The sequence below is a fragment of the Aeromonas rivipollensis genome (assembly GCF_010974825.1).
In the GTDB taxonomy this organism is placed as follows: domain Bacteria; phylum Pseudomonadota; class Gammaproteobacteria; order Enterobacterales; family Aeromonadaceae; genus Aeromonas; species Aeromonas rivipollensis.
The window spans coordinates 16096-27769 of record NZ_JAAILA010000035.1; the positions used below are offsets into that span (position 1 = coordinate 16096).

General features: G+C 59.0%; 9 protein-coding genes and 1 pseudogene. 6 read left to right on the forward strand and 4 right to left on the reverse strand.

The window, feature by feature from the left end; all coding sequences use genetic code 11:
- Window positions 1-25 precede the first annotated feature (25 nt).
- From G4923_RS18760 to G4923_RS18775, 4 genes are all read left to right on the forward strand, one after another.
- Window positions 26-1261 (forward strand): DEAD/DEAH box helicase, encoded by a 1236-nt coding sequence (locus G4923_RS18760; protein ID WP_163137970.1) that lies wholly within the window; start codon window positions 26-28, stop codon window positions 1259-1261.
- Between the two features lie 208 nt (window positions 1262-1469).
- Window positions 1470-2771 (forward strand): ferredoxin reductase family protein, encoded by a 1302-nt coding sequence (locus G4923_RS18765; protein WP_420884906.1) that lies wholly within the window; start codon window positions 1470-1472, stop codon window positions 2769-2771.
- Window positions 2772-2977: 206 nt separating this feature from the next.
- A complete protein-coding gene (locus tag G4923_RS18770) occupies window positions 2978-3373 on the forward strand; it encodes a hypothetical protein (RefSeq protein ID WP_163137972.1) in 396 nt (131 codons plus the stop codon).
- Between the two features lie 350 nt (window positions 3374-3723).
- On the forward strand, window positions 3724-4179 hold the full coding sequence (locus G4923_RS18775) for a GNAT family N-acetyltransferase (RefSeq protein WP_205597187.1): 456 nt from the start codon (window positions 3724-3726) through the stop codon (window positions 4177-4179).
- An 84-nt stretch (window positions 4180-4263) separates the two neighbouring features.
- Here the strand turns inward: G4923_RS18775 and G4923_RS21500 are convergent.
- Window positions 4264-4362, reverse strand: a pseudogene (locus tag G4923_RS21500) (subclass B2 metallo-beta-lactamase); the annotation flags it as partial.
- A 791-nt stretch (window positions 4363-5153) separates the two neighbouring features.
- On the opposite strand from G4923_RS21500, the gene G4923_RS18780 reads away from it, so the two are divergent.
- Window positions 5154-5879 carry a hypothetical protein gene (locus G4923_RS18780; protein WP_163137973.1) on the forward strand — a complete coding sequence of 242 codons (726 nt, stop codon included), beginning with the start codon at window positions 5154-5156 and terminating at the stop codon, window positions 5877-5879.
- Window positions 5880-6398: 519 nt separating this feature from the next.
- Here G4923_RS18780 and G4923_RS18785 read toward each other — a convergent pair.
- Both G4923_RS18785 and aguA read right to left on the reverse strand, forming a co-directional pair.
- Window positions 6399-8102, reverse strand: coding sequence for an amidase (locus G4923_RS18785; RefSeq protein ID WP_163137974.1), 1704 nt, complete (start codon window positions 8100-8102; stop codon window positions 6399-6401).
- Window positions 8103-8372: 270 nt separating this feature from the next.
- Window positions 8373-9470 carry an agmatine deiminase gene (gene aguA, locus G4923_RS18790; protein ID WP_163137975.1) on the reverse strand — a complete coding sequence of 366 codons (1098 nt, stop codon included), beginning with the start codon at window positions 9468-9470 and terminating at the stop codon, window positions 8373-8375.
- Between the two features lie 146 nt (window positions 9471-9616).
- On the opposite strand from aguA, the gene G4923_RS18795 reads away from it, so the two are divergent.
- Window positions 9617-10528, forward strand: a complete 912-nt coding sequence (locus tag G4923_RS18795; RefSeq protein WP_163137976.1) for a LysR family transcriptional regulator — start codon at window positions 9617-9619, stop codon at window positions 10526-10528.
- Between the two features lie 225 nt (window positions 10529-10753).
- Here the strand turns inward: G4923_RS18795 and G4923_RS18800 are convergent.
- Window positions 10754-11607, reverse strand: a protein-coding gene (locus tag G4923_RS18800; protein ID WP_111913744.1) for an IS5 family transposase whose coding sequence is annotated in 2 segments (ribosomal slippage) — window positions 10754-11265 and window positions 11265-11607 — 855 coding nt in all. Because the reading frame shifts where the segments join, the coding sequence is not laid out codon by codon here.
- Between the last annotated feature and the right edge of the window lie 67 nt (window positions 11608-11674).

Consider the following 11674-nt stretch of genomic DNA (forward strand, 5'->3'; position numbering starts at 1 on the left):
CGCGATAACCCCACACTGGTGCCCTATGTCCATTGCCTCCTTTGCAGAACTGGCCCTCTCCCCCCGCCTGCAGCAGACCTTGCGCGAGCTGGGTTATGCCGCGCCTACCCCCATTCAGGCCAGCGCTATCCCCCTCATTCTGGCGGGGCGGGATCTGATGGCGGGGGCCCAGACCGGCACCGGCAAGACAGCCGCCTTCGTGCTGCCGCTGCTGGAGCAGCTGATGCAGCAGCCGCAAGTGGGCTCCTCCCGTCCCATCCGCGCCCTGGTGCTGGTGCCAACCCGCGAGCTGGCGGTGCAGGTCTTTGAGAGCGTGGCGCGCTACGGGCAGGGCACTAGCCTCACCAGCGCCCTGGTCTATGGCGGAGTCAGCATCGCCGCGCAAGTCGACGCACTGAAAGCCGGCGTGGATATCCTGATCGCCACCCCGGGCCGATTGCTCGACCATCTGCGCCAGGGGGCCCTGAGCCTTGGGAGCCTCAGCCATCTGGTGTTTGACGAGGCGGACCGCATGCTCGACATGGGCTTTATGGACGAGATCAAGGCTCTGCTCAGACAGATACCGGCGGATCGCCAGACCCTGCTCTTTTCGGCCACCTGCGACGACAACCTGTTTTCCTTGAGCCGCGTGCTCTTGCGCGACCCCGAGCTTATCGAAGTGGCACCGCGCAACACCACGGCGGCCGAGGTGGAGCAACGGGTCTATGCGGTGGATGGGGAGCGCAAGCTGGCGCTGGTGGAGCACCTGATCAAGGTGAAGGGCTGGGCCCCTGTGCTCATCTTCAGCCGCACCCGTCAGGGGGCCGACAAGCTGGCCCAGCAGCTCGGCAAGGCGGGCATCAATGCGCTGGCCTTCCACGGGGATCTGTCGCAGAGCGCGCGGGAGAAAGTGCTGCTGGAGTTTCGCGCCGGCACCCTGCAGGCCCTGGTCGCCACCGACGTGGCGGCTCGCGGGCTGGATATCAGCGATCTCAACTATGTGATCAATCTGGAGTTCCCCCATCAGCCTGAGGATTACGTCCACCGCATAGGGCGCACCGGTCGCGCCGGCAACAAGGGGCTCGCCATCACCTTGTTCAGCCCGGAAGATGCGCCCCTGCTGGAGAAGGTGGAAGCCGTGCTCGACACCCGATTGCCCCAGCAGTGGTTCCCGGGGTTTGAGCCCGATCTCACCCGCTTCGACCCCGAGCCGCGCCGCAGCGGCAAGGGCGCCCAGAAGCAGAAAGCCAGAAAGCAGGCGCTCGCGGGCCGCAAAGGCTGACCTCTGAGGCACTTTCGGGGGGCTATCTCCTTCCTGGTGCTCCCGCCTGGCACCTGGACCTGACTCCCCTGCGCCCCCTTGCTCTCTCCCCTGACCAGGCCGCCCCAGAGCGGCCCCTTTGCCACAATCTGCTACAAAAGAGGTAGTAAAGGGGCACACTCTGGCCACAAACCGGGTGTGCAATAGGGACATGGACAAGGAGAACCCCATGAAAACCGCATCCCTCCGCTGGACCCTACCCCTGACCCTCACCCTGATCTGGCTGCTTGGCTTGACCCAGTGGCCCACGGGCCTCTGGCCCTGGCGCCATGAACTGCTGATCCTGACCGGCTTGCTTGGCCTGGGCGCCATGACCCTCTCCCTGTTACTGGCCCTGCGCCTGCCGATGCTCGAAGTCTGGTGCGGCGGGCTGGATCGCATGTTGCACCTGCATCGCAGCAGCGCCCTCTGGGCCAGCAGCACCCTGGTTGCCCACTGGCTGCTGGTGGAGGCCCCCAAGTGGGCCGTCGCTGCCGACTGGCTGACCCGGCCGGCGCGCCGCGGTGCTGGTGCTGGTGCTGGTGCTGGTGCTGGTGCTGGTGCTGGCAACGATGCCCTGTGGCACAGCCTAGGCAATACCCTGGGTGAATGGAGTTTCTATCTGTTGATCGCCCTGGTGGTGGTGAGCCTGCTTGCCGTGGTGCGCTACGAGCGCTTCAAGGTGGTCCACCGACTGGCCCCCGTCATCTACCTGATGGGCTGGCTGCACGCACTCTGCCTGCTGCCGCGCATCGGCGTCATGACACCGGTCGGCCTGACCTTGCTGCTGGGTGGCGGGTTGGGCGCCATGGGGGCGCTCTACTCCCTGTTTGGCCGGGTGGGCCAGAATGCGCGCCACCAGGGAACGGTGATCACCCTCACCCCTCTGGATGAACGTACCCTGGAGATCAAGATTGCCCTTGCCACTGCCCTTCGCCACTACAATCCGGGCCAGTTCGCCTTCTTCGACTTCGCCGGGCGCGGCGAGCCCCACCCCTATACCCTGGTGGACGTCTCGGCGGATGGCCTCACCCTGACCCTGGCCGTGCGTGCCCTCGGGGATCACACCAACTGGCTGCACCAGCACCTCAAGGTGGGGGATGCGGTCACTGTGACAGGCCCCTATGGTGCCTTTGCCCTGCCCGACTCGGCCCCCGCCCTCTGGATGGGCGCCGGTATCGGCATCACCCCCTTCATCGCCTGGCTGGAGGCCCTGGTGCGCCGTGGTGAGACACGCCCCGGCACCACCTTGCTGCAATGCGCCCCCACGGCCGATGCCGCCCCCTATCACGCCCATCTGGCCGAGCTGTGCCGCCGGGCCGGGGTCGACTACAGGCTGCACCTGGAATCCGAGCGCGGTCGGCTGGATCTGGCCGCACTCGGGGCGCGGCAACGGGCCCCCGTCTGGTTCTGCGGCCCCGAGCCCATGGCGCAGACTCTGGGTGCCCACCTGACATCGCCGCTGCATCGGGAGCTGTTTCGCTTTCGCTAACCTCAAGGTGACGCGCATGGATTCAAGCGCATCATCAAAAAGGGCCTCCCCGGGGAGGCCCGTTTTGATCAGCTCCACCTCGCTCAGGGCCTGTGCTGGCATCAACAAGACCCTGTTCGATGACAAAGACCCTCACTTGGGTATTGATGCATACGGAATGAATAAGCATCATCTCGCGGCCCTCTGGTCATGGATTCGGATGTTGTATGTCCTTTGAGAAAAAACACGGTGATTTCATCTTCAATGTGCAGGATCACCTGGTCATCTGTGAGCTGATCGGCCCTTTCAATGAAGAGGGTATGCTGGCGTGGGTTGCGGAGATAAAACGCGTGGTGGACAGCCTCGACGGGAAGCGCTTCTGCGCCCTGGTGGACCATCGCCAGCACCAGGGGGTGGTGCAGTCCGCGCTGCACCATCTGCAGGATATTTATTCGTGGCTTGCCCAGAAGAACCTGGTGGCCATCGCCTCCCTCTATTCGGCCCAGGTGCTCCATCACATCGCCCTCTCCTGCATGTCCCCCATCCATCCCGGCCACATTCAGGGGTTCAACAGCCATCAGGAGGCCATCGCCTGGCTTGATGCGCAGTATGATTCGGACTAATCAGCGAAAGCCATTCACCCCTCCCGCTCGTTGCGATGCACGGGGGAAGGGCTGGGATGAGGGAAGGTAAATGCCAGGGATTCGCTACCCTCAGCGCCAACCGGCCAGCGCAATAGGCTGGTGCCGAGCCTGCGAAACCCAACATATGCGAGCGATATAGAAGGCAAACCCCACGCCATCTTGGGTCGATGAACGCAGCTGCATCGTCTGCCTACCACCTAGCGCTTGAGCCACAAAAAAGCGGAACCCTCTCGGCAACCCCTGGCCCCGCTCGCCCGAATACCCTTCGCTATTCAAACCTGCGGCCCTAAACTTCATGCCTTGGCAAGACGCTATATGCCTGGAGAGATATGACACCCCCACATGAAATGGAGCTGATCCATTGCGAACAAGACTCGCCCTATTTGGCGCGGCTGGAGCAGCTGTTCCAATCGGCGTGGCCAGACTTTCTGTTTCGCGATACTTACACCAAAAATGCGCGCTTGCCGCCTGTGCTGGTTGCAGTCATGAATGAGGTAGTGATGGGAGGGTTGGCTTTTTCTCGCTTCAAGGAGCCTCATCGCAGCGATGAAGTCATCTGGATCAATGCCGTGTTTGTCAGTGCAGAATACCGGGGTAAAGGCCTTGCCAGCCGACTCATCAATGCCGGTGTGTCACAGGCATTGGCATCGTCACAAGACTATCTCTATGCCTATACGAATGTCCCGGCACTGTATCAATCCTTGGGGTGGTCTGAAGTCGATATTGAATGTGAGCCAGATCACAAGGTCATGGGCATTTCACTCAAGCCCCGGCTACCCGAATAAAAAGCGTCGAGGAAAACAGCCAGGATCCGCTGGGGAACAGGTGCAACTCCCTGTGTTTATCTGCCCTGGAACGACGACGCCATCTTGGGTGAGCTGCACTTGCGCCGCCCGCACGCTACCGCCCCAGAAGCTAGCCACCAGTATCAAGGCCCCGGCCAGCCCGTATTTGATCCACGATTTCATCGTCTTGCACCCCTCTCTTTGGCCCTCGCCACCCTGTGGCAAGCAGACCCATTTATCAGTGGGCAGAAGATAGGGGGGATTTGTGAGGGAAGCATGAGGTTGTGTGAAGCCAGGGTGAAGTCTGGGGGAAGTCAGGAGAAATCTGGAGCGAGTCACGACAAGCATGGCGGTTGGCAATGCGGGGAATGGAGAGAGGTGAGGGCTCAAAGTACACAATCAGCGCCTTGATGTAGGGACGATTAGCGCAGCGTAATCGTCCGTTTACCGCCACGCACCGAGTCATAACCAGACCGGCAGGAAACTCCGGATATCAGCGGCCTCTCAGCGACAACCTATTCGCGATCATCCGAATACGCTTCGCTGGCAGCAGCCCCTCACCCTGGCCCTCTCCCGAGGGAGAGGGGATGACCCCTGCCAATTCCAAGCCCGGTTGCCAGACCAAATCAGAGGCGCATATTTGCTCCCTTCTCCCCTCGCGGGAGAAGGGCTGGGGATGAGGGGGAGGTAGCAATAAGTCCCATCATGTAGGGTCGATTAGCGCAGTGTCCGCATACCGCCACGCACCGAGTCATGCCAAGGCTGGCAACCCCCTGGATTCCAATGGCCTATAGGCGGCTCCCCTTCGCGATCGTCCAAATACGCCTAGCTATTCGAACCAACAAACCTAAATAGCCACAATCGTATTGCGGCACATCACACCTTGAAGTTAAACAGCTTCAGATAAGGCCTTTGAAAGAGTATGCTAATAAATAATTCAATATAAATCACCGCCGAGTATTTAAAGGACTAATATGGCTGACTATATAAATAGCAATATCCTTAGCCAATCTTATGTTCATGTGGAGCCAGAATGGCTTGCTTCTATTAGTGGTAAAGTCAAACAAGAAGAAATAGAAAAAATAAAAGAGATAATAACAACACATGCAAAAGAAAGAATGAAATTTTTTCTTTATGACAACGTTGATATTGAAGTCGTTTTTGAAGATGGCTCAATTAAAGCTAAGATAACAGCTTATGGTCATATTGGCGTATTCTTGCTTGCTTTAGGCCATGGAATAACAAATTACCCTGAATACAGTAATGGGATCAGAGCTATAGTTACTGATGTAGCAAAAATCAGTGAGCTTGTAAACTCAGAGATATTATTTCAAACAAAATCAAAACATAAGCATGAAATTATAAGAATTGAAGCAAGAAAAGGGGTGATAGGCTCACTTCACAACATAAACAAAAAGATAAACAGCATCAGTGATAAAACAAAAAATCATAAAGATAACGATCCTTCACTCATCTACCAAATGATTCTTGATTTACATGAGGATATTCTTTCATTAATGGATAAAATCAATGATAAAAACGACAAGGAATTAATACGAACATCTTTGATGGATGGAGTGAAAAACATAAACCTAAAGGTTGGTGTATTTGATCTTTCTGATCCAGCGGCGAAACCAATACATTCCGAGATATTAAAGGAACGAACTAAATTAGTAAAAAACCTACAAGATTACAAGTGACAAATATCTATTTTTAAATGTAATAACAGTATAGTACATTTATTTAGATAAAATTCCAATCTCATAAATAGTCAGCTTATTTCAAACAATTTAAAAGCAAGGGGGCTGCAGGGTAACGCAGTGAATATTACCACCAGCCAACAGTAATCGCTTTTTATTTCGCCCCGAGTATCGTGGGCAGGTATCATGATGGCACTGCCTGTTCAATAAACCGAGTGCCTCATAAAGAGCCCAACGCCTTTTAATTCTGGAGCCCCCTACATAGCTGTTCCGAATAGTAGATCACTGCACTCGTACCGCTTCTACAGGTGACATGGAGCACACATCGTCGCTGAGCCTTGTCACCTCAGGCGTTGCCGTCAGATTGCACAAATTTCTTACGCCACAAGGCTTCCGGCAAGATGTAGCACTATTAGGATCAGTTATTTAGCACAAGAAGTAAAAAAACCACCCGTATGGCAGGTGGTTTTGATCGCTTCTTAACAGGGCGCACCCTGTGTATTCACCACTTGGCACGTATCACCCCAGCGGCGGCGTGCGCGGCGGCACCCTGCGCTTGCTGCCGGTGGACTCGAAGGCCGAGGCGACGCGCAGCAGGTTATTGTCGTCATAGGCGCGACCGGCGAAGGTCAGGCCCACCGGCATGCCGATATCGGCCATCACGCCCATGGGGACGGTAACGGTCGGCACGCCGAGATGGCGGATGGCGAGGTTGCCGTTGGCGACCCAGATGCCATTGCTCCAGGCGATATCGGCGGAGGCCGGATTCACATCCGCATCGGCCGGGCCCACGTCGGCCACTGTGGGGAAGAGCACGGCGTCGAGCTTGAGCCCGTCCATCCACTCCTCCAGATCCAGCTTGCGGGTCTGCTCCAGGCCGCGCAGGCCGTCCGGCACCGATGCGATCTCGTCCCAGGATTTCAGGCCGCGCCTGGCCATCTTGACGTACTCGTCCATGCCCGCCGCCAGATCCCCTTCGCGGTTCGGCAGGGTGCCCGGATCGTGGGGGAAGATCTTGGGCCCGTCCACATCCTCAAGCTTGTTGAGCTTGGGATCGCCGTTGGCACGCAGGAAGTCGTCGAACGCCCAGCCGGAGAGCTCCCACAGCTCGTCGTTGAGAAACTCAGGTGAAACTATGCCGCGATTGAACACGGTCGGCGCGCCCGGTCTGTCCCCTTCGCAGTTGGAGACCAGGGGGAAGTCCACTTCGATGACTTCCGCGCCAGCGGCTTCCAGCGCCTTGCGCGCCTCTTCCCAGAGGGCAATCACGGACGGGCGAGTATGGATGCGCTGGCCGGTCGGGCCGCCGATGCCGGGGTTCTCGCTGGTGCCGGCCAGTTCATCCTTGTTGATAAACATGCGCGGCACGCCGAGGCGCTTGCCCTTGAGGGCATCAGGCTTGGCGGCCAGCTCAAGGTAGGAGGCTGGACGCACCTCGGAAGCCTTGGGCAGTTGCACCCAGGGCTGCATGCGCCACAGATCGCCACGGGTGTCGGCATCGTCGGCGACCACCACGTCGAGCACTTCCAATAGGTCTGCCATGGTGCGGGCGTAGGGCACCACCACATCCATGGTCGGGGTCAGGGGCCAGTTGCCACGCACCGAAATGACGCCACGGGACGGGGTGTAGGCGCACAGGCCGTTGTTGGAGGCAGGGCCACGGCCGCTCGACCAGGTCTCTTCCGCCAGACCAAAGGCGGAGAAGCTGGCGGCGGTGGCGGTACCGGCGCCGTTGGAGGAGCCGGAGGCAAACGGCGCGGTCAGGTAGTCGGCGTTGTAGGGGCTCTCGGCACGGCCATAGACGCCGCGCTGCATGCCGCCATTGGCCATCGGCGGCATATTGGTTTTGCCAAGGCAGATGGCACCGGCGGCGCGCAGCCGCTCAACAGTAAAGGCATCGCGCTGGGCCACCAGATCCTTGAAGGCCGGGCTGCCGGAGGCGGCGGTCAGCCCTTTGACCAGATAGCTGTCTTTGGCGGTGTAGGGGATGCCGTCGAGCGGGCTCAGGGTCTCGCCACGGGCGCGGCGGGCATCGGAATCTTGCGCCTCTTTCAGCGCATCGGGATTGGCGACCACCACGGCGTTGAGTTTGGTGGCAGTCTCGGGGCCGTTGTAGGCCTCGATACGGGCCAGATAGGCCTTGACCAGTTCGACCGCTGTGGTGCGGCCTGCTTCGAGCGCGGCACGCAGCTCGGCAATGGAAACCTCTGTCACTTCGATCATTTGGGATCTCCTGTAAAAGGGTGACTGTTTGTCATGATGATCGCCGCATCTGCGCCTGCGACCATCACACTATCAAGCGATAAAACCCCACGGCGTGGGGTTTTGAATACCAACTGGAACCGGTTTACGACCCGTCGCGAGAGGTCGGAAGCTCAGTGAAGAGCAGCACAGGAACCGGAGCGTATAAACATACGTGAGCCCTCGGTTTCACATAAGCGAGCTGCACATGAGCCTTGATCACGGCCTCGCAGCAGGATCGTCATCCGGTTCTTACTGGCCGGAGGGGATCTGCTGAGTAATGCAGTGAATATTGCCACCCCCCAGCAGGATTTCCCGGGCCGGCACGCCGACCACTTTATGCTCGGGGAAGATCTCTTCCAGAATGCGCTGGGCTTCGCCATCGGTGGCAGCATCCAGCAGCGGATAGACGATGCTGCCGTTGGTGATGAGGAAGTTCACATAGGAACCGGCCAGACGACCTTCGGCCTCGCGCGGCACACCGCTGCCGCTCTCGACACCGGCGGACTCTTCCTCGGTGCAGTAGAGCGGGCCCGGCTGGGGCAGCTTCCACACTTTCAGCTTGCGACCCTTGGCGTCAACGGCCGCTTCCAGCACCTTGAGGGCAGCCAGGGAGCGCTCGTATTGCGGATCTGTCTGGTCGTCGGTCCAGTGCAGGGCCACTTCACCCGGGCGCACGAAGCAGCAGATGTTGTCGATGTGGCCGTCGGTCTCGTCCATGTAGACGCCTTCATCCAGCCAGATAAAGCTCTTCACCCCCAGATAGTCGCGTAAGTAAGCTTCGATCTGATCCTTGCTCAGGTGCGGGTTGCGGTTCTCGTTGAGCAGGCACTCGGCTGTGGTCATGCAGGTGCCTTCGCCGTCCACATGGATGGAGCCCCCTTCCAGAATGAGCGGCGCGTCGTAGCGATCCATGCCGTGCTGCTCCAGCATCCGGGCTGCCACTTCCTCATCCTGATTCCAGGGGTAGTAGAGACCGCCCTTGTGGCCGCCCCAGGCGTTGAAACCCCAATCCACCCCACGGCACTCGCCGGCAGCGTTGGTGACCACGGTCGGGCCTGTATCGCGGGCCCAGCAGTCATCGCTGTTCATCTCCACCAGGGTGACGTGGGCGGGCATGATGGCGCGGGCCTGCTCCATAAACTGGGCGGGGACCCCCATAAAGACAGGGGTGGCCTGACCTATGGCATCCGCCACCTTGGCGAAGGTGGCCTGCGCGAAGCGACCGGCCTCCCGCCAGTTGTCCGGGCGGAACGGCCAGATCATCCAGACGGCCTGCTGGTGCGCCCACTCGGCGGGCATGGTGAAGCCGTCGGCGGCCGGAATGGAGTTGATGGTCTTGATGCTCATCGCAAGGCTCCTTGCATGGATTGAGGCCCCCACCTTGACCTGGGAACCCTGAAAAAATAAGAGTGGGTCGCAGTGTAAGAAGTTGCGTGCCCATCCATCAAATGAATAGGATGGATTGTCCCATAAACACGGCGAATAATCCCCCCATGAAACTGCACCAGCTCGACCTCAATCTGCTGCTCGCCCTTGACGCCCTGATGACGCAAGGGAGCGTGACCCGCGCCGCCGAGTCGCTCTTTATCAGCCAGCCCGCCATGAGCCACGCCCTCAATCGCCTGCGGGCCTTCTTTGACGATCCGCTGCTGGTGCGTACGCCCCAGGGGATGCTGCCGACCCCCCGGGCCCAGCGGCTGCATCTGGGGGTGCAGCAGGTGCTGCGGCTGCTGGAGCAGCAGCTCTCCGAGGAGGATCTGTTCGAGCCGCGCCAGTCGAAACGCCGCTTCGTGCTCTGCACCACGGACTACGTGGAGTGCGTGCTGATCCCGCCCCTCATCCAGCGCCTCAAGAAGCTGGCGCCCGGGGTCACCATAGAGATCCGCATACTGCGCGACACCCTGCCGGAGGCGGAGCTGGCGAGCGGCGAGATCGATCTGGTGCTGGGGTTTGACGAGTACATGCAGGTGCCGGGGTATCTGGGCAAGGAGACCTGGCTCACCGAGCCCCTGGCCGGACTGGTGCGCGCCACCCTGGAGCTGGAGGAGGAGCGCATCACCCTAGCGCAGCTGATTGACATGCCCCACGTATTCCACTCGCCGCTGGGCACCTCGGAGGCGAGCCTGGACAGCTACCTGAAGAGCCTGGGCCATAGCCGCACCATCTCGGTCAACAGCCAGAGCTATATGTCCGCCGCCGCCATCGTCAGCCAGAGCGATCACCTCTTGGTGCTGCCGAGCATGGTGGCCGAGCTGCTCGCCAACCACTGGCCGCTGAAAAGCCTGCCCCTGCCGGCGGACGTGCCGGATTACCACCTCAACTGCGTCTGGCACCCGGTGCATGCGCAACAACCGGCCTTGATCTGGTTGAAGGCGTTGATGAAGGAGCTGGTGAGCCCTCAATAAAAGGGACATACAAACTGCGTCTGGCACACTCAATCACCATGCCCAGCAGCCCGCGCTGATATGGCTGAAGGACCTGATGAAGGAGTTGGTGAGCCCTGACTAATCCCCCCTCATCCCCAGCCCTTCTCCCATTCTTTTGCAAGGGAGTGGGAGAAGGGAGCGGATACCTGGTCTGTGGAAAAATCTTGGCAACCAACAGGTGGACTCCTTTGCTAGGCCGTGTTCTCAAAATGCTGGTTTTCTGTCCACCAATAGTTCCCGCAAGTAACGAAGGCAGAAAGCCAGCTTGATAAAAGCTGAAAAACTTACCGCCAGCTTTTCATATCTCGTTGAGAATCGGCGAAACTTCTTCAGCCATCCGAAGCACCGCTCGACCACATTTCGCCTGCGATAACGTGCTTTGTCCAATACCAGTGGACGTCCCTTATGGTGCCGCTGCTGGTCTCTGCGCTGCGGGATGACCGCTTTTATCCTTCTGCGCCGAAGTTCGGCCCGGAAAGCCCTGCTGCTATAGGCCTTATCTGCGGCAAGATGCGCTGGACGCGTGCGATAACGGCCTGATGAGGTCGGTATCCTTGCCATGGCCAACGCACTTGTCGCATATCTGATTTCCGCTGATTGCCCCGGCGAAAGGCAGAACCCCAGCGGTAAACCATTACCATCAGTGACCAAGTGAATTTTGCTGCCAAAACCGCCACGTGAGCGGCCAAGAGCTTGATTCACCGGAGTGTTTTTTTACGCGCTCCGGCAGCATCTTTGGATGCCCTGACATTGGAGCCGTCAATGCACCACAGGTCGAAGTCGATAAGCCCTTCTTCATTGAGATACAGTTGCAGCGCTTCAAGGATGGCATCGATACGACCTGTACTCTGCCAACGTCGAAAGGTGTTGTAGACCGAGCTCCATGGGCCGAAACGTTCTGGCAGATCTCGCCAAGGTGCACCGGTGTGAAGTATCCAGAGAATGCCATCGAGCACCTGGCGTGGCTCGCGAGTAGGGCGTCCGCTTATGCGGTGATGTGGAAACAGGGGCTCGATAAGCCCCCATTGTACATCGGTCAACTGATAGCGACGGGACACTGCATAGATCTTAAGCTGTTGAGAATATGTGAGATTATATCTTCATCACTTTAAGAACACAGCCTAG